This is a genomic window from uncultured Aquimarina sp., assembly GCF_947496855.1.
Classification (GTDB): Bacteria; Bacteroidota; Bacteroidia; order Flavobacteriales; family Flavobacteriaceae; genus Aquimarina.
In genome coordinates this window covers 516,806-543,460 of record NZ_CANMED010000002.1, presented here as the reverse complement: position 1 = coordinate 543,460, position 26,655 = coordinate 516,806, and the positions used below count along the sequence as shown (strand labels likewise).

23 protein-coding genes, 1 pseudogene and 1 riboswitch are annotated in these 26,655 nt (G+C 31.9%); of the genes and pseudogenes, 10 read left to right on the top strand and 14 right to left on the bottom strand.

Annotated features, from left to right (window positions below):
• Window positions 1-695 precede the first annotated feature (695 nt).
• Window positions 696-1,856 carry a gliding motility-associated C-terminal domain-containing protein gene (locus Q0921_RS08320; RefSeq protein ID WP_299255856.1) on the top strand — a complete coding sequence of 387 codons (1,161 nt, stop codon included), beginning with the start codon at window positions 696-698 and terminating at the stop codon, window positions 1,854-1,856.
• A gap of 16 nt (window positions 1,857-1,872) precedes the next feature.
• Here the strand turns inward: Q0921_RS08320 and Q0921_RS08315 are convergent, their stop codons facing one another.
• From Q0921_RS08315 to Q0921_RS08290, 6 genes are all read right to left on the bottom strand, one after another.
• Entirely contained in the window at window positions 1,873-2,382 is a 510-nt protein-coding gene (locus Q0921_RS08315; protein WP_299255855.1) for a TlpA disulfide reductase family protein, read from the bottom strand.
• Between the two features lie 44 nt (window positions 2,383-2,426).
• The gene (locus tag Q0921_RS08310; RefSeq protein ID WP_299255854.1) at window positions 2,427-3,701 is read right to left on the bottom strand and encodes an amidohydrolase family protein; all 1,275 of its coding nucleotides are present in this window, start codon (window positions 3,699-3,701) and stop codon (window positions 2,427-2,429) included.
• A 783-nt stretch (window positions 3,702-4,484) separates the two neighbouring features.
• Complete coding sequence (locus Q0921_RS08305; RefSeq protein ID WP_299255853.1) at window positions 4,485-6,128, bottom strand: DEAD/DEAH box helicase; 1,644 nt, start codon at window positions 6,126-6,128, stop codon at window positions 4,485-4,487.
• A 74-nt stretch (window positions 6,129-6,202) separates the two neighbouring features.
• Window positions 6,203-7,387, bottom strand: a complete 1,185-nt coding sequence (locus Q0921_RS08300; RefSeq protein WP_299255852.1) for an SNF2 helicase associated domain-containing protein — start codon at window positions 7,385-7,387, stop codon at window positions 6,203-6,205.
• Window positions 7,388-7,450: 63 nt separating this feature from the next.
• Window positions 7,451-8,620, bottom strand: a complete 1,170-nt coding sequence (locus Q0921_RS08295) for a DegT/DnrJ/EryC1/StrS aminotransferase family protein (RefSeq protein WP_299255850.1) — start codon at window positions 8,618-8,620, stop codon at window positions 7,451-7,453.
• Between the two features lie 145 nt (window positions 8,621-8,765).
• On the bottom strand, window positions 8,766-10,577 hold the full coding sequence (locus Q0921_RS08290; protein ID WP_299255848.1) for a T9SS type A sorting domain-containing protein: 1,812 nt from the start codon (window positions 10,575-10,577) through the stop codon (window positions 8,766-8,768).
• Window positions 10,578-10,785: 208 nt separating this feature from the next.
• Between Q0921_RS08290 and Q0921_RS08285 the strand changes: the two genes are divergently transcribed.
• Entirely contained in the window at window positions 10,786-12,033 is a 1,248-nt protein-coding gene (locus tag Q0921_RS08285) for a glycosyltransferase N-terminal domain-containing protein (RefSeq protein ID WP_299255846.1), read from the top strand.
• Here the strand turns inward: Q0921_RS08285 and Q0921_RS08280 are convergent.
• The gene (locus tag Q0921_RS08280; RefSeq protein WP_299255844.1) at window positions 12,030-12,686 is read right to left on the bottom strand and encodes a DUF2461 domain-containing protein; all 657 of its coding nucleotides are present in this window, start codon (window positions 12,684-12,686) and stop codon (window positions 12,030-12,032) included. The two genes, Q0921_RS08285 and Q0921_RS08280, sit on opposite strands and share 4 nt — an antisense overlap.
• Window positions 12,687-12,793: 107 nt before the next feature.
• Here Q0921_RS08280 and Q0921_RS08275 point away from each other — a divergent pair, with 107 nt between their 5' ends.
• Window positions 12,794-13,066: a hypothetical protein gene (locus tag Q0921_RS08275; protein ID WP_299255842.1), complete on the top strand. Its 273-nt coding sequence runs from the start codon at window positions 12,794-12,796 to the stop codon at window positions 13,064-13,066.
• An 85-nt stretch (window positions 13,067-13,151) separates the two neighbouring features.
• On the opposite strand, the gene Q0921_RS08270 is transcribed toward Q0921_RS08275, so the two are convergent.
• The 3 genes and pseudogenes from Q0921_RS08270 to Q0921_RS08260 all read right to left on the bottom strand — a co-directional run.
• The gene (locus Q0921_RS08270) at window positions 13,152-13,766 is read right to left on the bottom strand and encodes a deoxynucleoside kinase (RefSeq protein WP_027393042.1); all 615 of its coding nucleotides are present in this window, start codon (window positions 13,764-13,766) and stop codon (window positions 13,152-13,154) included.
• 6 nt (window positions 13,767-13,772) lie between these two features.
• Complete coding sequence (locus tag Q0921_RS08265) at window positions 13,773-14,558, bottom strand: hypothetical protein (RefSeq protein WP_299255840.1); 786 nt, start codon at window positions 14,556-14,558, stop codon at window positions 13,773-13,775.
• Window positions 14,559-14,589: 31 nt separating this feature from the next.
• Window positions 14,590-15,105 (bottom strand): annotated as a pseudogene (locus Q0921_RS08260) (response regulator transcription factor); the annotation flags it as partial.
• 8 nt (window positions 15,106-15,113) lie between these two features.
• Between Q0921_RS08260 and Q0921_RS08255 the strand changes: the two are divergent.
• From Q0921_RS08255 to Q0921_RS08235, 5 genes are all read left to right on the top strand, one after another.
• Complete coding sequence (locus Q0921_RS08255) at window positions 15,114-15,323, top strand: hypothetical protein (RefSeq protein ID WP_299255838.1); 210 nt, start codon at window positions 15,114-15,116, stop codon at window positions 15,321-15,323.
• 161 nt (window positions 15,324-15,484) lie between these two features.
• Window positions 15,485-16,378: a GLPGLI family protein gene (locus tag Q0921_RS08250; RefSeq protein ID WP_299255836.1), complete on the top strand. Its 894-nt coding sequence runs from the start codon at window positions 15,485-15,487 to the stop codon at window positions 16,376-16,378.
• Window positions 16,379-16,406: 28 nt separating this feature from the next.
• Window positions 16,407-19,145, top strand: coding sequence for a TonB-dependent receptor (locus tag Q0921_RS08245; protein WP_299255834.1), 2,739 nt, complete (start codon window positions 16,407-16,409; stop codon window positions 19,143-19,145).
• A 150-nt stretch (window positions 19,146-19,295) separates the two neighbouring features.
• Window positions 19,296-19,835: a hypothetical protein gene (locus Q0921_RS08240; protein WP_299255832.1), complete on the top strand. Its 540-nt coding sequence runs from the start codon at window positions 19,296-19,298 to the stop codon at window positions 19,833-19,835.
• Between the two features lie 12 nt (window positions 19,836-19,847).
• Complete coding sequence (locus tag Q0921_RS08235) at window positions 19,848-20,360, top strand: DUF302 domain-containing protein (protein WP_299255830.1); 513 nt, start codon at window positions 19,848-19,850, stop codon at window positions 20,358-20,360.
• Between the two features lie 498 nt (window positions 20,361-20,858).
• Here the strand turns inward: Q0921_RS08235 and Q0921_RS08225 are convergent, their stop codons facing one another.
• From Q0921_RS08225 to metK, 4 genes are all read right to left on the bottom strand, one after another.
• Entirely contained in the window at window positions 20,859-21,200 is a 342-nt protein-coding gene (locus Q0921_RS08225) for a hypothetical protein (protein WP_299255828.1), read from the bottom strand.
• Between the two features lie 144 nt (window positions 21,201-21,344).
• A complete protein-coding gene (locus Q0921_RS08220; protein ID WP_299255826.1) occupies window positions 21,345-21,698 on the bottom strand; it encodes a hypothetical protein in 354 nt (117 codons plus the stop codon).
• Between the two features lie 193 nt (window positions 21,699-21,891).
• Window positions 21,892-22,257: a hypothetical protein gene (locus Q0921_RS08215; protein WP_299255824.1), complete on the bottom strand. Its 366-nt coding sequence runs from the start codon at window positions 22,255-22,257 to the stop codon at window positions 21,892-21,894.
• A 189-nt stretch (window positions 22,258-22,446) separates the two neighbouring features.
• Window positions 22,447-23,703 (bottom strand): methionine adenosyltransferase, encoded by a 1,257-nt coding sequence (gene metK, locus Q0921_RS08210; RefSeq protein ID WP_299255822.1) that lies wholly within the window; start codon window positions 23,701-23,703, stop codon window positions 22,447-22,449.
• Between the two features lie 369 nt (window positions 23,704-24,072).
• Window positions 24,073-24,199, top strand: a riboswitch (SAM riboswitch).
• Window positions 24,200-24,320: 121 nt separating this feature from the next.
• Here metK and Q0921_RS08205 point away from each other — a divergent pair.
• Entirely contained in the window at window positions 24,321-25,610 is a 1,290-nt protein-coding gene (locus tag Q0921_RS08205; RefSeq protein WP_299255820.1) for an O-acetylhomoserine aminocarboxypropyltransferase/cysteine synthase family protein, read from the top strand.
• 75 nt (window positions 25,611-25,685) lie between these two features.
• Entirely contained in the window at window positions 25,686-26,648 is a 963-nt protein-coding gene (locus Q0921_RS25060) for an alpha/beta fold hydrolase (protein WP_367183332.1), read from the top strand.
• Window positions 26,649-26,655 lie beyond the last annotated feature (7 nt).

The window sequence follows — 26,655 nt, the reverse complement described above, 5'->3', positions numbered from 1 at the left end:
TTATCTGAAAAGTATTAGTGATTACTTTTCAACTACATAATCTCCAATCTTAAAATTATAAGTGTAATTCATTTTACATATTTTCACAGATCTATCGTCGATGATTCTCTATATTGATATAAATGGATAAGACTTTTTTATTCTGCTGTAAGGATACTTTCTATCGCAACATCAAAAACATCAAATTCGCAAAATTTAAGAGTATTGGTTACTGAGTCAAATCTTCTGATATCGTGATTGTGCTAATTGTATTTTGACTGTTTTTTTGTCATTAAATCCTTTGAATTTTATAATGGCTTATATGTTATTTAAGTCAAACATAAAAATGGTTGTACTGCTATTACCCAATTTATTTTAAACTTTTCACTCTTTTATCGATTAAATTTTTGAATACGGATAGAGCTGATTCTTACACAAAAAATAACTGAGATAAGTAAATAACTAAAAAAACTAGTTTCATAATATAGTGTTTCATATATCAGGAATATAAAGTTACATAACCATCCGCATAATATCTATTTATCGGTTAATCCAAACCATTCATTGATCATAATTCTGTTGAATGACTAAAAAGCAGTTTGACTGAGGTTTTTTTTCATTTGTCGACAGAAAACAACCTCCTGTCTATCATCTTCAAATTTACGGGCTTACCTCAATTACATTTACGGTGATAAAATACTTAAAACCCAAAGAAAATGTCAACTATAAGAACTTTAATAATTGTTTTGACCATCTTAAGATTTAGTTTTTCTGGATTTTCACAAGAGGCTTTTCATAATTTTGGGAGTATTCAAATCCATTCAGCTGGTCAAATTGGATTTCATATAGATGTTATTAATAATGGAGAGTTTGATAATAATATCGGAAGAGTAGGTTTTTATAATGAAAATAGTTTAATGGTTTCTGGAGATAATAAACCTGTGTTTTACGATTTAGAAATTGATGTGAAAGAAGATTTGATTTTAGAGGTAGGAGTTGGAGTTGGTCATTTTCAAGAGTTTATTAATGGCAGAGTTATAACTCCTAGGGATGAGAAAAATGTTTCATTGGATTATATACATGACGCTCCATATTTAGGAGAGGGTGATGATAGATATGTGGATGGTTATGCGTCTTTAGTAGGAGATTTGAATTTCTCTTTTCCCGTGGGAGATGATTTTAGGTTGAGACCTTTAAAAATAGATAGTGAAGCAGCGACAGAAACCTCTAGAGCAGCATATTTTTTTGAAAATCCTAACACACCAAATTACTTCTTAGAGAGTTTTGATTCTGAAGAATATGATGATTCATTATTTGGAGTGAGTATTTTTGAGTTTTGGGATTTAGATGGTAACAAGCGAACTCAAGTTACTTTAACGTGGGATAATAATAGTAATATACCAACACTTGTAGAGAACATTGAAGATTTAAGAGTTGTAGGGTGGAATAAAGCACTTAAAAAGTGGGTTAATTTAGGAAACACTAATGTTATTGGAGATTTAAATAATGGAGAAATTTCTTCTGATGTGATTACTCCAGATGATTATGAAGTATTAACTTTTGGATCATCAAATAGATTGTTCGATGGAGATTTAGAAATTTTTACGGCAGTGTCACCTAATGGAGATGGAATGAATGATACGTTCAAGATTCAGGGATTATCAAAATTTCCTGATAACGAATTATTTATATATAACAGGTGGGGAATATTGGTTTTTCAAAAAGAAGCATATCATGAAAATCAAAATTTTGAAGGGATCTCTGAAGGCAGAGCAACCATTTCTAAGGAATCAGAACTACCTGAAGGAACATATTATTATGTATTGAATATAACAGGAGTTAAAGATAGAGCAGGATATTTATATATCAACAGATAAGTTTGATGTTAATGATTTATCTATTGGAAACAGTGTTCGATAGCAGGTTGTCAATCTCTTCGAAAGAATAATTTCCCATCAATTTCCCATCAGGTGAAATTAGAAATTTAGCTGGAATTTCTGAAACACCATATTTTCTCGCGATCTCAGATAGCATAACAAATCGATTTTGATCTACTATTTGATTTTTCCAGGTATATCCATATTTAGAAACTACTTTTTTCCAAGATTTTGAATCTTTCTCAAGCGCGATGCTAACCACAGTTAAATTACCAGAATGTTTTTTATAAAGAGCTACTAATTCAGGACTTTCTTTCAGGCAAGGTGCACACCAGGAACCCCAAAAATCAAGTAATACATACTTGCCCTTCAGCTTAGATAATTTAAAAGATGTCCCATCTACGAGAGTAGCTTCAAGATCAGGTGCAACGTCTCCTTCACCTGCAGCTGACAATTTTGTGTAGCCATAAAATACTCCAAATAATATGATTACTCCGAGAATACTATAATTCAATATTTTTTTCACAATTACGAATCTTTTTGAAGCTAATCTGGCACCTGTTTAAAATACTATTGTTTATAGATTTTACCTTCTTTCATAACGAACACTACATTTTCCATTGTCTTTATTTCTTCTGTTGGATCATCATTAACTGCTACAATATCTGCTAAAAAACCAGGTGCAATTTGCCCAAGTTCATTTTTCATGTTCAACACTTTTGCATTTACAATAGTAGCACATTGTATAGCTGTTATTGGTCGCATACCAGCTTCTACCATATATCCAAATTCTTTAGCGTTCTGTCCGTGTTTAAAAACTCCTGCATCTGTGCCAAAAGCAATACGAACACCACGTTTATGTGCTTTTCTAAATGTATCTTGTATCTGTGGTCCTATTTCTAATGCTTTTGGAACTATAACATCTGGATAATATCCTTCTATTTCGGCTTTTTCTGTAACTTCTTTTCCAGCCGTAATGGTAGGCACCAAATAAGCTTTGTTCTTTTTCATTAAGTCCATAGTTTTGGTACTCATTAAAGTTCCATGCTCGATTGTTTTTACACCTCCAATTATGGCACGTTGCATTCCTTTATCTCCATGTGCATGAGCAGCTACATGAAACCCATAATCCTTAGCAGTTTTACAGATAGCTTTTATTTCTTCTACAGTAAATTGTGGATTAGAACTACTTTTAGCTACACTTAATACGCCTCCGGTTGCTGTAATTTTGATTAGATCAGCTCCGTTTTTATAACGTTGTCTAACGGCTTTTTTAGCATCTTCTATGCCGTTTACAACACCATCTTTAGGTCCTGGATCTCCTATAATAGATTTTTTACTTCCATTAGTGGGATCTCCATGCCCTCCAGTACTAGAAATGATTTTTCCAGCCGTAAAAATTCGTGGGCCTATTATTTTTTCTTGAGCAATTGCTTTTTTTAAAGAAATGTTTACACCGCTTCCTCCAAGATCTCTTACTGTAGTAAACCCCGCCAACAAAGTAGCTTCGGCAAATCCTACAGAGTTGTAGGCTACATCTGCATCATTATGGGTGTAACGCTCTAAATATGCTTTTGGATTGGATTCACTTTCCATATGTACATGCATATCGATAAGCCCTGGCATAACGGTCTTATCTTTAAGATCAATAATAACATCATTGTTCTGTCCTTCGATATAACCGATTTCTACCTCGCTTATTTTGTTTCCAGAAACGACAATGGTTCTTTCGGTTAAAATTTTTCCTGTTTTGGTATCAATTAATTTTCCGCAATGAAGATATGTGTCTTGAGCAACAAGCGTGGTGCTTGTTACAGCAAAAAGTAAGATGTAAAGGAATTTCATAAGCTAATAGATTATGTGAAGTTGTATATGAATGAATTTGTGCTAAATTATAAGATTATCAATTTAAAATAAAATACTGTAATTGATGAACAGATTATGATTTCTTTTACAAATACGAGCTGAAAGCATTATTTTATCTTCCGTGAAATCTCATGTTTGGTAATTTATCTAAGACTTTGTTTAGATTTAAAAACATCATTCACATCTTTTCTTCCAAATTCTTCCATCCCTTACTGTTAACTGAACCTCGATAGTTGCAACCGATAACGATGTAACCTTGAGCAGCTAATTTGGAAAATATATACGTGCAGGAAGTTTTATATTGCCTCTAAGTAATTGAAGGGAACCAAATCTCGATTTCTACCTCGATTGCATATGATAACTGTGTGTTTACCTTTTTTTTTGAATTATAGCAAATGATTGGATTTTTAATCCATCACTTAGATATGTTATTTCGTACATATCAATATTTTCTGGAAAATTAAATCTATCAATAAAAGTGGATTTTGTTTTGTCTGAAAATAATTCAGGATAATCTTGCCAGTTAATTTCTTTTTTTTAAAAATGACGGATTCTTGAGAGGTGCAAGAAAAATAGGTTTATAGCGATAAGAGTTAGTACTAAAATATGTTTCATTCTTTCTTTAATAAATTGATGTGTTATGAAAACTTGATAGTTTTAAACACGTGTTTTGCTTTAGAGGTAGTAGTGGCACTCTTTTTTGTTTTTTCTAAAAAAAGTAAAAAAAGATATAGTTAATAGCTCGCTCGAACACCTGAATTTCTATTTTAAAAGCTCTTCTAAATCACTTTCAATATAATCAGGAATCGCATCAATAGGAATAATCTCGTCAGAAAGGTTTTTCTTTTGTTCTTGTAATCGAATAATTTTTTCTTCTATTGTATTTTTAGTTATAAAACGAGTAACCATAACATTGTTTTTTTGACCAATACGATGCGCACGGGCGATAGCTTGTTTCTCAATAAAAGGATTCCACCAAGGGTCTAACAAAATAACATAGGATGCCTTGGTGAGATTAAGACCAACTCCCCCTGCTTTTAATGAAATAAAGAATAAAGAGATTGCATCGTTTTCCTGAAATTCATTAACAATCTTTTCTCTGTCTGAACTTTTAGTTTGTCCTGTAAGACTTACAAAAGAAATACTTTGAGTAGTAGACCATTCCTGGTATAAATTTAAGTGAGAAACAAAGGAACTAAATATCAACACTTTTTTGTTGGATTTCATTAAGGTTTCTAAATAGGAGGTAACGTCTTTAAATTTCCCAGAAGTGCCTTCTGTGTTATTTTTTAGTAATTTAGGGTGATTTGCTAATTGCCTAAGTTTAGTTAAGGTATTTATAATATGAATTTTGTTAGTAGAAACAGTATCAATACCTAATAATAAATTTCTAGCGGCTGATTTTTGAGATTCATATTCTTTTTCTTGCTCTGTAAGCATCTCAGTGTAGATAGTCTGTTCTGATAATTCAGGTAAATCCTTAGCTACTTGTTCTTTTGTCCTTCTTAGAATAAAAGGATCTACTAGTCCTTTTAGCTCCTTGATGCGTTCTTCGTTTTGATGTTTTTCTATCGGAGTTTTAAAATGATCTTTAAAAAAAGGATAACTTCCTAGCATTCCGGTATTGATAAATTCCATCTGAGACCAGAGATCTGATAATGAATTTTCGATAGGTGTACCGCTCAAAGAAATTTTATGTTTTGCATTGATATTATTAATCGCTTTGAATATTTTAGATTCTTTATTCTTTATTTGCTGGCTCTCATCAGTGATTAAATATGTGAATTCTATTTTTTGTAGTGTATCAATATCCTTCGATAATGTAGTGTAGGTGGTTAGAATGATGTCGTATGTTTCTAAATAAGGGGTTATTTTTTTACGATCACTTCCTATATACTTTGTAATAGTTAGGTGTGGTGCAAATTTCAATATTTCCTGAGCCCAGTTAAATACTAAGGAAGACGGTAGTACGATTAAAGTTTTGAGATAGGTTTTGACCTCTAAAGGGTCACTAAACAGATCCAGTCGAATAGTTTTTGTGTCTTCTGGAGCTGGTGTCAGCTGCTCCTTTATAAATACTAATGTTGCGATGGTTTGTAATGTTTTCCCAAGTCCCATATCATCAGCAAGACAAGCACCTAGCTGATTTTGATAATGTTTCACTAACCATTTAACACCTTCTTCCTGATAGGGTCTCAAGGTGGCTTTTAATTTAGATGATAGCTGGTAGTCTAAATCAATATTTTCTGAAAGATCTAGTTCTTCTGGAGGAACAATATCTTTTAAGAGCGTATAGTTTCCTTTATTTACTAGAATACTATCTTCTTTTACGTTACCAAAATTTGCTAATTTTTTGTAACGTGTCATCCATTCCAATGGAATAATGAAAACAGATTCATCGTTCATTGGAAAAAAGCGATTATTCTCCTTTATGTATTTAATAAATTTGGAAAACGGAATTTCTAGTGCACCAATAAGAACTATTCCTTTGACATCGAACCAGTCATTTTTTTTTTGTTTTGAATTTCAATCTTATGCGGATCAAGATTTACTGATTTGTTCTCAAGATCGGGAAGTGTTATTTTAAACCCTTCTTTTTCTAGTTCTTTATGATATGTTTGAACCCAATTAAAAATTGCTAATGGATCATCAGAAGTTTCGGGCGCTAAAAAAAGATTAGCATTGATCGTTAATCCTTTAGATTTCAATGATGTTATGATTTCTTTTTCAGCATTAGGGTCTCTTTGGGTTTGTGTGATCTGGATATCTTCATTTTCCTCAAAATACACATCGGATGAAGTTTTTTTGGGACTATTATAATCAAAAGTAGCTTTGTCATAGTTAAAGACTACTTTAGCAACATAGTTTTCTTTTATAAAATCCTGAATAATTTCTATTCCATAGGATGCTATATTTTTGTCAATTAATATTTCAAAACCATTAGCTATCACATCTACATTTTTTATAACAGGAACAATTACCTTATTGAGGTAGGTTTTGATATGTTTCTTAGCAATTGTAATCTTTTCTTTATTAAAGAATGGTTTTAATTTATTTGCATTTAGATTATCAATGTGGTGAATAGATTTGTCTAATACAATCCAAGAAGGTTCATTTAATAATATCTGAATACTATGATTTTGAGGAATTATGGCTTTCTCATCATCTTTTAAAGAAAAAGAATAATCTATGCCTTCATCCGTTTTTGTGAATTCTAAAATTGGATTGAGAATGCTATCACCAATTGATAATCTATGTACTTCAAAAGGATCTTTTCTTTGGGCATTATGTACAACAGCATATTGGTTCTTAATTAAAAGGGAATAAAAAACAGAAAGTTTATTATTAATATGACTGATCACTACATTTTTGATTTTAGGATCTTTTAGGATATCTGCGAAACCAAATGTTTTTCTTTTTTTAGCTGGTCTGAACTGTTGTTCTAACACAGGAATTTTTAGACTAGAGCATATTTCTAATAATTGCTCGTGAGGTGTCTCTGCGTATGGTATTTCGAAACTAGCTAATGTCTGGGGAGTAGCTTGTTTTTCTACATAGCCAAGACGATTATTATTTACAGGTACAATATAGACTTCTGGTAACGGGGGAATACCTGGGAAATTATTATGATCTACAAGATTATAACAAATACAAAATGAATCCATTATAGGCGTTTATGAGTTTTGTAATAATTAATTAAACAAATATGAGTAATTAACTTTTTTAGTTTATTTAGTAATAAAATCGATGATAGTTTTTGTGATAAAATCGATTTGTTCATCATCTAATTCTGTATGCATTGGTAACGAAATCACTTCTTTCACTAGTTGATTAGTAACAGGGAAATCGGATTCGTTATAACGCTCATCTCTATATGCTTTTTGATTATGCAAAGGTATAGGATAGTATACACCACAAGGGATTCCAGTATCATTAAGATGTTTTGCTAATGCATCACGATCCACATTGATGATTCGAAGTGTATACTGGTGAAATACATGACAGTTACACGAATCACAAATTACATCCTCACTGGTTCCACAACTATTTCCTTTTACTTTTGGTGTAATTATGTTCTCTACGCTTTCAAAAGCTTTATTATATTTTCTTGCTGCCATTCTTCTGGCATTATTATAAGAATCAAGATTAGGCAATTTGGCTCTAAGTACTGTAGCTTGTATAGAATCCAATCTAGAATTTACGCCAACTACATCGTGATGATATCTTTTATACATTCCGTGATTTACAACTCCACGGATAGTATGTGCTAAATCATCATCGTTAGTAAAAATAGCTCCACCATCACCGTAGCATCCTAAATTTTTAGATGGGAAAAAAGAGGTAGAAGATATATGGCCAATAGTTCCTGTTTTAGAAACTTTTCCATCTGCAAATTTGTAACTAGAACCAATGCCTTGTGCATTATCTTCTATTACATATAATTTATGTTCCTCAGCAATTTTCATAATTTCATCCATATTGGCGGTTTGACCAAATAAATGAACAGGAACAATTGCTTTTGTATTTGGCGTGATAGCTTTACGGATAGCAATTGGATCAATATTAAATGAATCCGGATCTACGTCTACTAAAACAGGAGTTAGCTGCAACAATGCAATTACTTCTACGGTAGCAGCAAAAGTAAAATCTGCAGTGATGACTTCATCCCCCGGTTTTAGACCTAATCCCATCATCGCTATTTGCAGAGCATCTGTGCCATTTGCACAAGGAATTACATGTTTTACATCCAGATATTCTTCTAATTCTTTTTGGAAACTATGTACTTCTGGTCCATTTATAAATGCAGCAGTGGAGATAACATCGAGAACAGATGCATCCACACGTTCCTTTATTTGTTCATATTGACCCTTTAAGTCAACCATTTGAATCTTCTTCATAGGATGAATTTTGTAACCCGACGAAAGTACGAAATAATGACACGATTGCCAATGTGATAATTAAGTTTTGATATGTTTTTTATTAACGAATAGGATCAAAATAGTATAAGATTAGCAAATGCTTTTCTTTCAGATGTTTATAATCTTATTCTTTTACGAATTTTATAGTCTTATTATTATTGACTTGTAAAAGATATATACCACCTGATAATGATTGTAATTTTTCCGAAATGTTATATTGCGAATTTTGGTTTACAGGAATAACAAAATCTGTAATCTTTTTACCTGTAATGTCGTAAATATTTATAGATAGTTCGTCAGATATATTAGATCCCTTAATTGATAATAGGGCATAGTTTCCGACCGAATTAGGGGTGATAGTCATTGATTTTTCCTTTTTGTTAAAAATATCAGCTACTTCTTCATCAGTATCCAAAGCCTTATTAATATCTCCAACTACAAAACCAGAAATAATACTCCTTTTAAAATTACCTTTACTTTCTGAGTTTAGAAATAGGCTATAAACACCAGCATCTAAATTTTTCGTATCAAAATAGAAACTACCATTCTTTTTATCAAAAGAGATTACTTCTGGATCATTTTTTAATGGAGTTCCATCGATTTTAGAAGTTTTGATGATAATACCACGTATTTTGGTGTTTACAAGTAATTCTTCATTTTTTTTATTTGAAAAAACATCAACTTTTAGGGTAGGATAACTATTTCTTATCAGATGTTCTAAAGACATAGTAATTCCATTATTTTGTTTGATAAAAGCTGCAAAACGAGAATCACTTTTTAGTTGAATATTATTTTTGGAAAACGGGATCATGGTTTTGTAATCCTGCTCATTCTGTCTTTTTAGTGTGTTTATTTGTTTTTGATCTTGATCAAAACCCAGAAATTCTGCTGTTGGATTTTCATGAAGAATTTCTGCAACTGCAAATGTAGAATTTTTGTCCAATACCATACGATCATACTCATTTTCTGAATATATGATATAGTAGTTGCTTTCTGCGATAAAGTTAGCTGGAGTTTCAGTTTCAAGAGTGTGATTGCTTTTCTGAGAACGGTTTTGTAGATATGATTTTATATAGGACCAGCTAAACTGTCCCAAACTTACATCGATATGATCAAAAAATGCACGATAATCATTTTTTCTGAACACATATTCTGCACCAGGTCTAAGCGTACTTCTGTATGACGCTACACCGTCATTAGCTCCCTGAACAGGTAACAGGATTCCACCGGTAGTTGTAAAAGCTGCTCTAGCAAGTAAATTGGATCCGTTAAAATATCCAGATGCTCCTAATACTACAAACTTATCTGGTTCATTATTAGAATTTTTGTCCAGATAAGGGCGAACTACATCTCTACAGTAATAAGTAGTTGAGGTTCTGGCGCCTTCGTTTAACCCAGTTAAACGCCAGGCCCAGTTTAACCAGGGCATTTGAGAGATATCTGCTAGATAAGTGCCCCAATAAGGAGTGCCCAAAGCAAAAACTTGTTGTATTTTATCTTTTTTTCCGTATTGGATCATGGCGGCTTCAGCTGCTTTTCCTCCATTACTATGTGCTATAATGGATACATCTGCTACATTATACTTTTCTGTAATAATGTCTATTGATTTTGCTAGTAATTCTCCATTAACCCATATACCACCGCCTCTGGTGGTAGCAACAAAAACTGCCTGATATCCTTCGTCATATGTTTTCTGATAAAAACTGTTGTTAAATAAAAACTGTGTTTGATTCAAATCAATGTATCCATGATTAAATAAAATCACTTCCCCATTGTAATTAGGAGGAGTAACACCATAATGAATGGTTGATTTAAGAAGTGGTCCAACAAAGAATGGACTTAATTTGTCGGGTTTAGGAAGTTGTACTTCTAAGAAATCTTGAGAGCATAATATTGCACAGGAAAATAATGCAATCAAAGTAAATTTTAATTTCATAAGATTTGAGTTTGCGTGATATTAAGTGTTAATTTAATAATTTTATTAAATTAATTTTGTTAAAAAAGTAAAATTTAAACTTTATTTTTATTAAAATGTAAATTATAGTGATTTTTTATGAATTTGATAAATTCATTTTTTGAAACTAATGTTTGACGGTTTTTTAAGAGAAAGAGCCGTATTTTAGCGATACATAAAATCAGAACTATTGAGTTTTTTCTATAATATTCTAATCTCAGCATTTAATGCGTTGCTTCCTGTTATTGGATTCATAAGTCCAAAACTTAGATTGTTTGTAAAAGGAAGGAAAACAGTATTCGAGATATTAACAAAGAATATAAAGAAAGAGGATCATGTGATTTGGTTTCATTGTGCATCACTAGGAGAATATGAGCAAGGAGTTCCAGTAATGGAAGAGGTAAAAAAAAAGTATCCTACTCATATCTTATTAGTTACTTTTTTTTCCCCATCAGGGTACGAGGTAAAAAAAAACAGCACCCTTGCTGATGTTATTGTCTACTTACCAATAGATACTAAAACAAATGTTAGTAAATTTTTGAAATTGGTAAATCCACGACTTGCGATTTTTGTAAAATATGAATTTTGGCCTAATTATTTGAAGAAGTTAAAATCTAGCGATGTTCCTATTATTATAATTTCTGCGACATTTAGAAAAGATCAGGCATTTTTTAAATGGTATGGTGGTTTTATGCGATCAGCTTTAAAAACGGTGGATCATTTTTTTGTGCAGGATACTGCTTCGCAACTATTATTAAATGAAGTTGAATTTGATAACGTTACTGTTAGTGGTGATACACGTTTTGATAGGGTATCACACCAAATCGAAATGGATAATCAGGTAGATTTTATTTCAGAGTTTATTGGAGACAGGCTTTGTATAGTGATAGGAAGTTCTTGGTCAGAAGATGAAGAAGTGTTTATAGATTTTGTAAATCAAGCTTCGGAAGATTTGTGTTTTATTGTTGCGCCGCACGAAATAAAAGATAACGGTTTGCAAACACTAAAACAAAAGCTAATAGGTAAAACGGTTCTTTTTTCTGAAAAAGAAGGAAAGAATATGAATGAATATCAAGTGTTTATTCTGAACACAATTGGGTACTTATCTCGTGTATATAGTTACGGAGATATTGCCTATGTAGGTGGAGCGATGGGGACATCTGGATTACATAATATTCTGGAACCTGCAACTTTCGGAATCCCAATTATTATTGGAAAGAATTTTGAAAAATTCGGAGAGGCGAAACAACTTCAGAAATTAGCAGGGTTGTTTTCGGTATCTAACGCAGTTGAATTTTCTAATATTCTGAACAAGTTGATTGAAAATAAAAAATTCAGACAACAGACGGGTATGATTTCTGGTCATTTTATAAATAGCAATACAGGAGCAACTAATGTGATCTTTAAATATTTAGTAAAGAAAATTAATAAAATCTAAACCGTTACTGCTTCATTTAGGTATCTTCTAAAAGGAAGCATTTCTTTATATACTTCAATTATTCTTTCGTTAAAATTACTTTGTAAAATTTCTTTTTTAGTTAAAGGGTGAATAACAGCGATAGTCTTACGGCGCAATAGATCTATATGTTCGTGATCTATTGTATATCCTTTGGGAGCTTTTTTCAAAGAATCTCCACCATTATATAATTCACCAAATGTCTTCTGAAAAGTTTTTTTGTTTATGATCTTTAGTAATTCTTCACCATCATAATCAATCGCTTCACGAATACTATTTAGAATTTTATTCTCCGGTTTCCAATAACCTCCAGCCAGTTCGCAATCATTGATGCCAATTTGTATATAAAAATCTCCTTGCTTTGATCGTTGATCTAATCCTGCAGCAAAATGATCTTTGTAAACCGGTTTATTGGGATGAAAAAGAAGATTGTTGTTAATTCTATTGATTCCCTTTTTGCCTGGAGTTGGATAATAATCCGGATCGATTTTGGCAAACTCCGTATCTAGACCATCTAACCAATTAATAAAAGAATTACGGATTTGTTGGTACCATTTTCGATTAGCATCCATCCATTCTTTGTTATTATTTTGCTGTAATTCTGAAAGAAATTGAAATAAATCGCTGAAATTCATTCTGTTAAAAAAATTAAGATTTTTTGTGAAAACATTACCAAGGTAATAGAAATAGTGAGATTAGAATGGCGTTATAGCCATATAATAACAACTAAAATTTTTATATTATGAAAAAAGTAATTTTAGCCTTAGTGTTTTTATTTACTTTAAGTGTAGCATTTGTTTCTTGTAGAGATACAAATAAAGAAGCAGAAGATGCTACTGAAGAAACCAGTGAAATACAAAAAGAAGTTGAAAATACTACTGAAGAAGTTGTAAAAGAATCTGCAGAGATTAAAAAAGATGCAGAAAAGGCTGGAGAAGAAATTGATAAATCTTTAGAAAAAGCAGTAAAACAAGACAATAAGGAGAGTGAAACTGAAGGTGAGCAACAATCTTAAGCAATCTGATTAGAAAAGAAACTTGCTAACGGTGAGTTTTTAGAAAAGAGAAGGCCTTTCAATTAAGAAAGGCCTTTTATTATTTCTAGAATAATCCGTTTAATTCTGCATCAATACGGTTTATAATACTACCGAGGTCTTCTGGGTTATCTACAAAGTTAAGATGATCCACATCAACAATAAGCAGATTGCCTTTGTCATAACCATGAGCCCAAGCCTCGTATCTTTCGTTTAATCGACTAAGGTAATCTATACTAATTGTGTTTTCATATTCGCGACCACGTTTATGAATTTGAGCTACAAGGTTAGGAATACTGCTTCGTAAATAAATAAGCAAATCTGGACCTTCTACTACACTTTCCATCAAATCAAATAAAGATTTGTAGTTTTCAAAATCACGATTAGTCATTAATCCCATTGCGTGAAGATTAGGAGCAAAAATATATGCATCTTCATAGATCGTTCTGTCCTGAATAATATCTTTACCACTCTCACGTATTTCTAGAATTTGTCTAAAACGACTATTAAGAAAATAGATTTGTAGATTAAAAGACCATCGCTCCATTTTATTATAAAAATCCTCTAGATAAGGATTCTCCAATACATCTTCGAATTGAGGTTCCCATCGATAATGTTTGGCCAATAATTTGGTTAATGTTGTTTTTCCGGCACCAATATTTCCAGCAATGGCTACATGCATAGTTGATTAATTTTTTTGGGGTGTTAGATCAAAACTGTAAATCTTACTTTTGTGGTAAATATAAAGGATTTGATTAGTAACATAAAACTGTTTTATAGGAATTTCCGGAAGATTTATCTTTTCTATTTTTTTTGTCTTTGTAGAATGATAATATAGCCCGTCTTCCTTTAGTAATAACAAATCATCATTAATGATTTTCATATCTGTATATCCCTCATTACTACTTCTGGTCAACAAACTTCCATAAATATTAAATTGAGAAAGTGTTTCTGAAGTAAGTATCCAGCAATAATTAAAGTTACTATGTAGTTTAGTCGGGAGTTCGGTGATAGGTTGTGTAGTGACCAGAGTTTTGTTAGAATTCGTGTTAAATAGTTCTAATTGCTGAGTGTTGTTATCAAAAACCCATACACTGTTATCATTTGCGGGAGAAACCAAAGAGACACTTTTAAACTCTGTAATGGTGTTAAAATTTATGCGATTAATTTCGGATAAATATTTGTCAACTAACACAATTGTGTTAGAGGATTCGTAGAACAATACAATTTTTAAAGGATTCAAAATAGATACTTGTGTAAGTTGACCAAGAATAAAATCACCAAATTGCCATTCTTGATCATTCCATTTTTTATAAAAAATATTTCCTTTCACGTAATAAACAGCACCAAAAGAGTCAAATCCTAAAAACTTATCAGCTTCTATTGAGATAGAATCTCTAGCAATTGCTTCTCTCTGAGCATAACTGTTATAGATAAACCCTAATAAGATTAAAAAGAATAATACCTTCTTCATGAATCAGCAAAGTACAAAAATAAGGCCGTTTTTAACAAACTAATTTATACCCAAACCCTCTAACATTGATAATCTGAACAGAATCGTCTTGTTTTAATTTTTTTCTGAGTTTGGAAATAAACACATCCATACTCCTGCCATTAAAGAAGTCATCATCACCCCAAAGTTTTTTGAGGATCATAGAGCGATCTAATAGTTGGTTTTTGTTTTTTACTAAATGAAATAACAAATGTGCTTCTCTATGCGTAAGTTGATAAGATTCATCTTTGTAATTTAGGATCTGTTTTGGGAAATCAAAAATATATTTACCGATTGCAAGTGTTTCAGAATTTTGATGCGTTTTGGTTCTATGCAATAGATTGTTAATTCTAACAATAAGCTCTTCCATACTAAAAGGCTTTTTTAAATAGTCGTTGCCTCCAATGGTAAAACCTTCTACTATATCCTGCGTCTGTGATTTAGCAGTGAGAAATATAATAGGAATGGTGTTATCTTCTAATCGAATTTCTTTGGCTAACGTAAACCCATCTTTTTTGGGGATTACCAGGATTAATTATGGCGATTAATGATGGACGACAGAGTATATTATGTAATAAAATAGTATTGAATCCCAAGAAAAAAGTAGAGATTATAGAACCTAATAAGGGTAAAATTGTAAACGAAACTAAGTTTGAAGAAATTAAGCGTAAAAAAATGCAAGAAATCCAGAATAGAAGAACAAATCGCAATGATGGAAATAGTATGCAGATAAGAATTGGAGGATAGTTATCAAAAATCAATAAATAAATGTTATAAGAAACATTTATTAGACAGTCTTATATTGAGATAGAGTATATAATCAGAAGCTATTTTTTAGGATATAATTAACTTACTTCTATTAAACCGTATGCCAATGCTAGAGTCTAAATATTTTAAAACTATAAAGTATGAAGACTATATTTACCTTGGTTATTATTCTCATAACTTCATTAACAATCGCACAAGAGTTTCAGGGGAAAGCTTATTATTTCAGTAAAACGGGAATGGATATGGATTTTGGTGGACGGCAAATGTCTGAAGACCAGAAAAAAGCCATCGTTGACCGTATGAAATCTGCTCTAGAAAAAACATTTGTGCTCACTTTTGATAAAAATGCTGCAATCTACAAAGAAGAATCGCAGTTAGAAGCCACTGGCACTGTTGGAGGAAGAGGTGTAAGAAGAGGAGCATTGTTGTCAGGGCTTACATCCAATAATTATTATAAAAATATCCAGGAAGGAGTATATAGCGACCAACGTGAATTTTATGGAAAAAACTTTTTGATCAAAGATTCATTGTCTACATACAACTGGAATTTGGTGAATGAATCAAAGAAAATTGGAAATTATACGTGTTTCAAGGCAACAACAACTAAAAAAGTAAATGCAACAATGGATTGGCGCGAGATGAGAAGAAAAGCAAGAAAGCAGAGAGATCAAAGAGAAAAAAGTAATGTTGATCAAGCAAGCGCCACAAACGTTACAGATGAGCCAGAAATACTAAAAGAAATAGAAGTTACAGCTTGGTATACCCCAGAGATTCCGGTTAATCAAGGTCCAGGGGTTTATTGGGGATTACCAGGTTTAATTTTAGAAGTACAGGAAGGTAAAACTACATTACTGTGCAATAAAATAGTTCTGAATGCTAAAGAAATAGAAGAGATTAAATCACCTACAAAAGGAAAAGAAGTCTCACAAGCTGAATTTGATAAAATTACCAAAAAGAAAGTAGAAGAAATGATAGAGCAATTCAGTACACAACGAAGAGGAAGAGGAGGCATAGGTGGAGGACGCAGGAATTAAAAATTCTTTTAACAAGTTAATTAAGAAAATGAATAAAAAAATACTGTATACCATATTGTTGGTAGGGATAACTATGTCCGCGCAAAAGGTTCAGGTTACTGGATTTGTAAAAGACTCATTAGGAAATCCATTAGAAATGGCGAATGTTATCGCCTATAAGAAAGCAGATAATATGATGATAGCCTACGGTATTACTAACGATAAGGGGAAATATAAAATGTCAGCACCTATAAATGAGACATATCTGCTTAAGGTTAGTTTTATAGGACTTTCTACAAAAGATAAAACCATTATCGTAAATACGGTAGATGTAAAAGTGGATTTTAAGATGAAGTCCGAAGAAAATAGTCTCGATGAGGTGGAAATCGTTTATGAGATGCCAGTAGTTGTAAAAGGGGATACATTGGTATATAACACGGATTCATTTACCAACGGTAATGAGAAAAAATTAGGAGATGTATTAGATAAACTACCGGGAATAGAAGTAAATGATGACGGAGAAATAGAAGTAGAAGGGAAGACAGTTTCTAAAGTGATGGTAGAAGGGAAAGATTTTTTTGATGGAGACTCTAAGTTAGCTACTAAAAATATTCCGGCAGATGCATTAGATAAAATAGAGGTATTAAGAAATTATGAAGATGTTGGTCAAATGCGCGGTCTTAGAAATAATCAGGATCACGTAGCGATAAATATAAAACTCAAAGAAGGTAAAAAGAATTTTTGGTTCGGCGATATTACAGCAGGAGTTGGAGTAGGAGGAACAGAGCGATATTTAGTGAAACCTAAATTGTTTTATTATAACCCAAAGTATAGTATTAATATTTTAACCGATTTCAATGATATCGGAGAAGTTCCGTTTACAAGAAGAGACTACTTTAATTTTACAGGAGGTTTTAGAAACTTGGGTGGAGGAGGGACTTCCTTTAACATAACTAGTGATGATCTAGCATTTGCTGTATTGCAGAATGATCGTGCTAATGAAATTAACACCAAGTTTGGAGCAGCTAATTTTAGTTTGTCTGCTGGTAAAACGCTCGATATAAGTGGGTATGGAATTATTAGTGATACCAAAACAGATCTGATTACTACGACTAAGAGAACCTATATCGATGATACTTCAGACCCAACGGATAATACCATAGAAGAGACGTTTGATAATACAGAACAACGCAGCACTTTAGGGTTGCTTAAGCTTAGTACAAGTTATAGACCTAACAGTGATTTTCGATTAGATTATGATGCGTTCGGTAAACTTTCTAAGCAAGAAGAAGATGATATTTTTCTTTCTGTAAGAGATGATATTTCTGAAGATATTAATGAAAGACTGGAAAATAATCCCTTTTCAGTGCAACAGAATCTAAATACCTATTATACGCTTAACTCCAAAAATATTTTCTCTTTTGAGGCACAACACTTATTTCAGGAAGAGGATCCATTTTATAATGCTATTAGGTCCGAAATTCCTTTTAGAGGAGTTTTTACTCAAATTACTGATCCAGATGATTCCAGTTTAGATACGTATGATCCATTAGAGGAGTCAGATAGATATAATGTCAACCAACAAAAAAATGTAAAAACTAGTAAATTAGATGCTACACTTGATTATTACCATATTTTAAATAAAAAAAACAATTTGAACTTCACAGTTGGATCTATTTTAAGTACTCAGAAATTTGATTCCAGTATTTTTCAGACTTTAGATAATGGAAGTGAAAATATTTTTGAATCAGATGAATTTACTAATGATGTAACTTATAGTTTTAATGATATTTACGCAGGATTACATTATAAATTTATTGCCGGAATTTTCACCTTTAACCCTGGAGTTAGTGTTCATAATTATAGTCTTAAAGATGAACAGCTAGAAGCTACAGTTGATCAGAATGAGTGGCAAGTATTGCCAGATTTTTTTGCTTTGGTTCAGTTTAAAAAAAGTGAGAGTTTACGACTTAATTATTCAATCACAGCCAATTATACAGATATAAATAACCTGGCCGAAGGGTATGTTTTTAATAATTATAATTCACTATCCCAGGGAAATAGAAGTTTAGAGAACGCTTTGTATGATAATTATTCATTAAACTATTTTAGTTTTAATATGTTTAATTACACTAACATCTTTGCTAGATTGAATTACACAAATAGGCGAAACCCTATTAAGAATACAAGTGTTGTATCCGGGATTAATAGAGTAAATACACCGATTAATTCTAACCTGGCAGATCAGGTGATTTCAGGTAGTGGAAATTTTACCAGAACCTTTGGTAAGATTAAAGGAACACTGAACGCCAATCTAAGTTGGTCCAGCTTCAATAATATTGTGAACACGTTACCAAGTGAGAGTATTAGTTTTACACAAACGTACCGAACGGAATGGTCTACAAATTTTAAAGAAGGACCAAATTTTGATCTGGGATATCGCATTACTGTTAATGATTATGACAATAATGGTACAGAAAGTACTTTTTACACCAGTCGCCCTTTTGCAAGATTAGATTGGGTATTTGCTAAAGGGTTTTTATTAAAATCATCCTATAGTTATTATAATTACAGCGATACCGAAACAACATTAAACGAATACAGTTTTTTGGATGCAGAAGTATTTTATCAAAAACCGGACAGTAAATGGGAATATAAGTTTTCGGTAACGAATCTTTTGGATACCGAAAGTATAAATAGGGATAGTTTTAATGAATTATTCAATAGCACTTCAAGTTATGTGATACAGCCTAGGTATTGGATATTGAGTATGAAATATAATTTATGATAGTAAAGCCGAAAATTGATTTTAATCTTTTGAAATTTTTAAGAAATACCAACTAAGTATGTTTTAAGAAGGTTTGACAAGATGTTAATCTTATATGAAATTAAAATTTGTTTTTGGTTTTCGACTATCTTTATTATAAAAAATAACTGGATGGTTAGAAATTTAACAATATTTCTATTAGTGGTTTTATGGAGTTCTTGTAGTAAAGAAAAACAAAATAAAAAAGTCACAAATGATTCAAAAGGGTGGCAGATTATTTATAGTAATGACGATGAAGGAAATGCACTATCGGGTGATATTGATAATCTTAAAAAAGCAGTTCGTCGGGGATGTGAAATACGAGTTGGATGGGGACAATATAGTGAGTACAAGAAAGACGGTTTAACAGGTGTTTTTGCTGTTGAGCACACCGCTGATGCTCAATTCTTAACAATTAATAAAGGACATGTATATGCTCAATTATCTAGAATTATGGGGCAAGCTCCATCTAGAGAGCGAAATCATATAAACCTTGTCAAAACACATTATTGGCACTCGGTTTTAGGAACAACGGGAGAAATGACCCAAGTTTACCTAGATCATTCTGATGTAAATAAAAGCGATGAGTTTAGCGATAATATAAAAGTTATCTGGTATATCAACAAGAATGATTGTAGCTATGAAAAAAATAAGAATCAAGTTTTATATTAAAATTTATTTCAAATGAAAAGATTATTTTTTAGTTTTCTATTTACTTTAAATTTAATTTCCTGTAATCAAGTTGCTAATGACACGTCTAAACCAGAACAAAATGTATTAGAACGTATGGAAATTTCAGCAAAACAAGGAATCATAATTAAAGAAAGTACTAAGAGCTTTGACGAAACATATAATACTCTTGTGGAAGTGATTAAAAGCAATCCTAATTTGAAAATAATTGCTCAATTAGACCATCAGGCTAATGCTGCTTCTGTTGGGTTAAAGTTAAACCCAACAAAGATCGTTATGTTTGGTAATCCTAACTTAGGAACTCCTTTAATGCAAAGTACTCAGACTACAGGATTAGATCTTCCTCAGAAAATATTAGTATGGAAAGATGATCAGAATACGGTTAGAATTTCATATAATGATCCACAATATTTGCAACAGCGCCATGGAATAAAAGGTGTGCAAGAAGTATTGATTAAGATAAGTGCTGCTCTAGATAAAATTACTTCGGTTGCATCAGGCTTATAATTGATGAGATTTTTTTGTTTAATTAATAATCAGAATATTATAGTGATCTAGTCAATACTTTTTTACATTATACCAACTATTGAATCATTAAATAAATGGGCTAATGCTCATACATATTGTCCATTAGACCTTCTTAGAATTGCCTTAGATGTTTTTTATTTTTAAAAGGAATAAATTCCATTAGCAATAGTCAAATATTAGTAGATTTACTAAAGTCTGTTCAGAATCTTGCAGGCGAAATGATTGTAATTCATTATGTTGCTCCCACCCATTTAATTGGAGGGATTGTAATTGCTTTTGGTTTGTTAACTTGATGGTCTGTTGCTGTGCAATTACCTCTTTTGATCGGAGCAATCATTGTAAGTTTTGTAGTTGATTTGCAAATAGTTAACTTAGTTTTTGCCGGTGTTGTACTTTTTCTATGCGTGTTCTTTATGGTTTACGTTCTGGAAAACATTCTGTAGACTATTATCTGAAAATGAAACAATAGCCTAGAGTTTAATTCTGTATTTTAACTTTGATAGGGCCTCCGCTTGATACGTAAGTGCCACCTATTTCGTCAATGTTTATATTCAGTTCATCACTTGTGCTTACTTTATTGATATCTACTTTGAGCATATCATAGGTGTTGATGCCTTTTATATTCACATCAATTTCATCAGAGGTGTCAAGTTTAACGGTGATTGTTCCATCATCGTTAATAGGCACTATTCCGTAATTGGAGGTGCTGGTGTTGTTTGCATATGCTTTTGGTATAATGTTTATTTCTTTTAAAACAATAATACCTAAACAAACGGCAATAATGGTTAGGATAGCTTTAGTGTAACTGTCAGTTTTCATAATGAAGTTTTTTATATTTTTAATTGATATCAAAAATTACACCGATATAATGTGGAAGTAAGAATCTTTTCCGATTTCTTTCAAAATCTTAGATAGGATATCATTGTAATATAAAAAAAACTTAGACAAGCCTTTCTTAGCCTTTTACCAATCAGTAATTTGTGAATTGGTTTTAGGAATTTTTATCTCTAAATAAACAGTGTCTAAGATCTTTGAGTTATGAATTCCATCTCTATTACTTGTAATTCTTTTTTTATTTCTTCGAATTTGTCTTTTAACTTTTTTCCACTCCTTTTCGCTATAAAATGTCTCATTCTTACTGTTATAAGATATGTCTTGTTCGGAAACGGATTTAATAAGAGTATCCTTAGTATCTTTTTCCTTTAGGTCTTCAGAGTTAGTGTTTTCTATTGTGTCATTTTTAGTTTCACTAACTTGTCCGAATGTGCTTTGACCAATCCATATCAAAGCTATCATTATTATTATCTTTAATTTCATAGTTCTTTTTTTTATAACTGTTTGATTTTCAGAAGCTAATTTAGTGTGTTTATAATGATATTGCTATAGGGAAAACAACCCTTTTTTTTTAGGAATTGTCCCCTTAACTAAGAAGTAGATTTATTAACTATAAAAAAAGACTGTCGAAAAAGACAGTCTTTATAGTATTTGTATTAGATAATAAGTCTTTGTTTTACCAACCAGATAATTGCGATTTTTTATCGAAATTTTGAGTAGTAACAAAAACAGTGTCTATGATTTTAGAAGTAAAAACTTCGTTATTTTTTGAAACTCTTTTTTTATTATTTAGAATTTGTTTTTTAATGTCCGCCCATTCTTCGTCCGTACAAGAAGAAGTATAATCTTGACTTAAATCAGTATTTTCAGAACTTGCAATTATTAATCTGTCTGCGGATACAGAATTATCTGCACTGTATTGCCCTTCCTCTATCTTGATATCAACTTCTTTGAGGGATTTAGTATTGTTTTTGTAATCTTGTCCAAAAGATACACTACAGATACAAAACAATATGAAAGCGATTCCAATTTTTAATCTCATTTCAATACTTTTTTTGATAATTTAATCATTTGTGCTAAAGATATTAGTTTAGAATAATAGTTACTTTAACAATTTAGTATTCGTAGGTCTTCTTATAGAATTTGATTTAGTACTAAAACTAGTTTTAGTACTAAATCAAAACCATAAATGATTGGAGGTTATAAATTTACATTAAATTAATGATAAAAATTAGATTTTGAAAACCTTTTTTACCTGATCTACATAATCAAGTTTTTCCCAGGTAAATAATTCTACTTCTTTTTCTACTCTACCAGAGTATGGACTTTCAAAAACTTTTGTTACGATTTTTGATTCTTTTCCCATATGTCCATATGCTGCAGTTTCTTTATAAATAGGATTACGTAACTTAAGACGTTCTTCAATGGCTGCTGGTCGCATATCAAAGATTTTTGCTACCGTTTCTGCAATTTCTCCATCAGTAATGTCTAGATTACTTGTGCCATAGGTGTCAACAAAAATTGAAGTTGGTTCTACTACTCCAATGGCATAAGATACTTGTACCAATGCCTCACTTGAAACACCTGCAGCAACTAGATTTTTGGCGATATGTCTTGATGCATAAGCCGCAGAACGGTCTACTTTACTAGGATCTTTTCCTGAGAATGCTCCACCACCGTGAGCTCCTTTACCGCCGTATGTGTCAACAATAATTTTACGTCCAGTAAGACCGGTATCTCCATGTGGTCCGCCAATTACGAATTTACCGGTAGGGTTAATATGATATGTTATTTGATCATTAAATAAATCTTGTACATATTTAGGTAACTGAGAAACTACTCTAGGTATTAGTATAGAAACAATGTCATTTTTGATTTTTGCTAACATAACATCGTCATCAATATCAAAATCATCATGCTGTGTAGATACAACAATAGCTACAATACGTTGAGGAACATTATCATCACTATATTCTATAGTTACTTGACTTTTAGAATCCGGACGTAAATAAGGAATTTCGGTTCCTTCTCTTCTTAATTTAGCTAATTCAATAAGAATCTTATGAGAAATATCTAATGCTAGAGGCATATAATTTTCAGTCTCTTTAGTAGCATAGCCAAACATCATTCCTTGATCACCAGCACCTTGCTCTTCTTTAGTCTCTCTGTCTACACCCTGGTTGATGTCTTGAGATTGCTCGTGAATAAGAGAAATTACACCACAAGAGTCTCCACTAAATTGATAAGCTCCTTTCGTGTAGCCGATTTCGTTGATTACTTCTCTTGCAATTTGCTGTACATCAAGGTACGTTTTAGATTTAACCTCTCCGGCAAGTACAACTTGACCAGTAGTTACCAAAGTTTCACAAGCAACTTTTGAGTCTTTATCAAACGCTAAAAAGTTATCTAATAAAGCATCACTAATTTGATCTGCTACTTTATCCGGATGTCCTTCAGATACACTTTCCGAAGTAAATAAATATGCCATTCTTTTTTTGTTTTTATAGAATAAACTATAATAAATATGACGAGATTGCAATAAAGAAGCTTTCGATTAGAATACTATTGTATCGAACTGCTTTAGCATTTAATTACTGAATTGATTCAATGTTCTCTTATGAATACTGATGTTTTCAGCTCTTTAGGGTTGCAATCAGTCAAATCTATCCCTTTTTATTAATTCGGCAAAGGTAAAAAAAATGATAATATTCGAAAGGATTTAACGTATCATTAATTTTCTTCTAATAGAAATTTCTTTTTGTGGGTGTTTTTTCGATACATATAATTTTTAAAACAAATTGTTTCAAGTTTGAAAATAATTACTAGATTTGTTCCGAAGTTTCTTATACATATTAGTAAGTTATTAAGAAAGGTGGAGGGAATAGACCCTATGAAACCTTAGCAACCCTTTATATGTTCTGATGTATATCAGGATTTTAAAGAAGGTGCTAAATTCTATTCGTCATAGACGAAGAAGATAACTCGATACAATTACAACTCTTGTAACTGTCGTTTCCTTTCTTTTTAATTTTCTATAACCATACACTAAGTAGTGTTTGATGTATTTGAGTTTTATTAATTATTTAAAATTTAAAATAGAAAATTATGAGTGCACAAAAATTTGCAACAGAAGCTTTACACGCGGGACATAACGTGAAAACTAATGGAGGAACAAGAGCAGTTCCTATTTATCAAACTACATCCTATGTTTTTAATGATGCTGATCATGCTGCTAATTTGTTTAATTTATCAGAAGCTGGGTTTATCTATACTAGATTAAACAATCCTACAAACGATATTTTGGAACAACGCTTGGCAGCCTTAGAAGGTGGAATTGCAGCGGTAGTAACCGCATCGGGTACTGCAGCAATTAATACCACATTATTAACATTGTTAAAAGCTGGGGATCATATTGTTGCTTCTAGTAGTTTATATGGTGGGACATATAACCTTTTAAATGTAACACTTCCCAGATTTGGAATCACAACAACTTTTGTAGATCCCTCGGATGCCGAGAATTTTAAAAGTGCAGTACAAGAGAACACCAGAGTATTTTTTGTAGAATCACTTGGTAATCCAAAGTTAGATGTATTGGACCTTAAAGCAATTTCTGCAGAGGCTAAAGCTTATAAAGTTCCTCTTATAGTGGATAATACAGTGGCTACACCTGCTTTATTGAATCCGATAGAATATGGAGCTAATATCGTAATTCATTCACTAACAAAATATATTAGTGGGAATGGAACTTCTCTTGGTGGTGTGATCATTGATGCAGGAACTTTTGACTGGTCTAGCGGTAAATTCCCTGAATTTACAGAGCCATCGCCAGGTTATCATGGGTTGGTATATCATGATGCTTTAGGTGCAGCAGCATTTATTGCTAAGGCACGAATAGAAGGATTGCGAGATCACGGTGCAGCTTTAAGCCCTTTTAATGCATTTCAGATTATACAAGGACTAGAAACCTTGGAAATTAGAATTAAGAAACATAGTGAGAACGCACTTTCATTGTCCAAATGGTTACAGGAACAAGATGAAGTTACTTGGGTGAAATATCCGGGATTAGAAAATGATCCTTATAATAAGCTGGCAAAAGAATATCTTCCTAAAGGTCAGAGTGGTATTATAACTTTTGGAATAAAGGGAGGTTTCGATTCTGCTAAAACAGTAGCAAATGAAACCAAAATATTTTCATTATTAGCAAATATTGGAGATTCTAAATCTTTGATTATTCATCCTGCTAGTACTACGCATCAGCAGTTAAATCCTGAACAACAAGAATCAACCGGGGTAACTCAGGATTTGATAAGGCTTTCAGTTGGGTTGGAAGATATACAGGATTTAAAAACAGATCTAAAAAGTGCATTTGCCAAAGTAACCGAAAAAGTAAAATAAATATAATTTATTAGAATTGAGTTTCTAACCCTTTAACAAGGGTCGATTGTACTCTTTCTGAAGTTAACGTAAAATATGCTCCAACAAGTTCAAATATCTGATTTCATTACTTCTAAAGGTGAAAAAGTTGATAAAATCTCTTTGTTTTATGAAGTGTTTGGGAAATCTTTACATAAGGCTCCAATAGTTTTCGTGAATCACGCATTGACAGGTAATTCCAAGGTTTGTGGAGATCAAGGATGGTGGAATGGTTTGATAGGAAGCGGAAAATGCATAGATACAGATAAGTACACTGTTTTATCATTTAATATTCCGGGTAATGGTTATGATGGTGAAGAAGATAATTTAGTTTTAGATTATAAACTTTTTAACGCTAGAGATATTGCTATGATTTTTGCAAAAGGATTGGAGCAATTAAATATTAGTAATCTTCACGCTGCTATTGGGGGATCTGTTGGAGGTGGAATTGCCTGGGAACTTGCTGCTATAAAACCTAGTTTGATAGATCATTTAATTCCTGTAGCTACTGATTGGAAATCTACCGATTGGTTAAAGGCAAATTGCTTAGTACAAGAACAGATTTTATTAAATTCTGATAAGCCTGTCCACGATGCCAGATTACATGCAATGCTTATCTACAGATCTCCGGAGTCATTTAAACAAAAATTTGATAGAAGTTATAATGACGATAAGAGTATGTTCAATGTAGAAAGCTGGTTATTTCATCACGGAAGCAAACTGGATGAGCGATTCACGCTTTCAGCATATAAAGAATTGAATTACATACTGGCAAATATTGATATAACAGAAGGAAGACAAAGTTTTAAAGAAGTGGCGGTTACAATTAAATCTAATATTCATATTATCAGTGTGAATTCTGATGGATTTTTTACTGCGGCAGAGGATGAAAACACTTTTAAAGAGTTAAGAGAGGTAAAACAAAATGTGACACATCAGATTATAGATTCCGTTCACGGACATGACGCATTTTTAATAGAATTTGATCAACTCAGTAAGTTGTTAGCAGATGTGTTTTAAAAATAAT

Coding starts and splice junctions, on each gene's coding strand:
- Q0921_RS08300 (WP_299255852.1), bottom strand. CDS start 7,387: ATGGATTCATTTTGTATTTGTTATAATCTTGTAGATCATAATAATTTC.
- Q0921_RS08255 (WP_299255838.1), top strand. CDS start 15,114: ATGGCGATTAATGATGGACGACAGAGTATATTATGTAATAAAATAGTA.
- Q0921_RS08265 (WP_299255840.1), bottom strand. CDS start 14,558: ATGAAGAAGGTATTATTCTTTTTAATCTTATTAGGGTTTATCTATAAC.
- Q0921_RS08250 (WP_299255836.1), top strand. CDS start 15,485: ATGAAGACTATATTTACCTTGGTTATTATTCTCATAACTTCATTAACA.
- Q0921_RS08225 (WP_299255828.1), bottom strand. CDS start 21,200: ATGAAAACTGACAGTTACACTAAAGCTATCCTAACCATTATTGCCGTT.
- Q0921_RS08305 (WP_299255853.1), bottom strand. CDS start 6,128: ATGAACGATGAATCTGTTTTCATTATTCCATTGGAATGGATGACACGT.
- Q0921_RS08320 (WP_299255856.1), top strand. CDS start 696: ATGTCAACTATAAGAACTTTAATAATTGTTTTGACCATCTTAAGATTT.
- Q0921_RS08270 (WP_027393042.1), bottom strand. CDS start 13,766: ATGCATGTAGCCATTGCTGGAAATATTGGTGCCGGAAAAACAACATTA.
- Q0921_RS08220 (WP_299255826.1), bottom strand. CDS start 21,698: ATGAAATTAAAGATAATAATAATGATAGCTTTGATATGGATTGGTCAA.
- Q0921_RS08290 (WP_299255848.1), bottom strand. CDS start 10,577: ATGAAATTAAAATTTACTTTGATTGCATTATTTTCCTGTGCAATATTA.
- Q0921_RS08205 (WP_299255820.1), top strand. CDS start 24,321: ATGAGTGCACAAAAATTTGCAACAGAAGCTTTACACGCGGGACATAAC.
- metK (WP_299255822.1), bottom strand. CDS start 23,703: ATGGCATATTTATTTACTTCGGAAAGTGTATCTGAAGGACATCCGGAT.
- Q0921_RS08240 (WP_299255832.1), top strand. CDS start 19,296: ATGGTTAGAAATTTAACAATATTTCTATTAGTGGTTTTATGGAGTTCT.
- Q0921_RS25060 (WP_367183332.1), top strand. CDS start 25,686: ATGCTCCAACAAGTTCAAATATCTGATTTCATTACTTCTAAAGGTGAA.
- Q0921_RS08295 (WP_299255850.1), bottom strand. CDS start 8,620: ATGAAGAAGATTCAAATGGTTGACTTAAAGGGTCAATATGAACAAATA.
- Q0921_RS08310 (WP_299255854.1), bottom strand. CDS start 3,701: ATGAAATTCCTTTACATCTTACTTTTTGCTGTAACAAGCACCACGCTT.
- Q0921_RS08215 (WP_299255824.1), bottom strand. CDS start 22,257: ATGAGATTAAAAATTGGAATCGCTTTCATATTGTTTTGTATCTGTAGT.
- Q0921_RS08235 (WP_299255830.1), top strand. CDS start 19,848: ATGAAAAGATTATTTTTTAGTTTTCTATTTACTTTAAATTTAATTTCC.
- Q0921_RS08245 (WP_299255834.1), top strand. CDS start 16,407: ATGAATAAAAAAATACTGTATACCATATTGTTGGTAGGGATAACTATG.
- Q0921_RS08280 (WP_299255844.1), bottom strand. CDS start 12,686: ATGAATTTCAGCGATTTATTTCAATTTCTTTCAGAATTACAGCAAAAT.
- Q0921_RS08275 (WP_299255842.1), top strand. CDS start 12,794: ATGAAAAAAGTAATTTTAGCCTTAGTGTTTTTATTTACTTTAAGTGTA.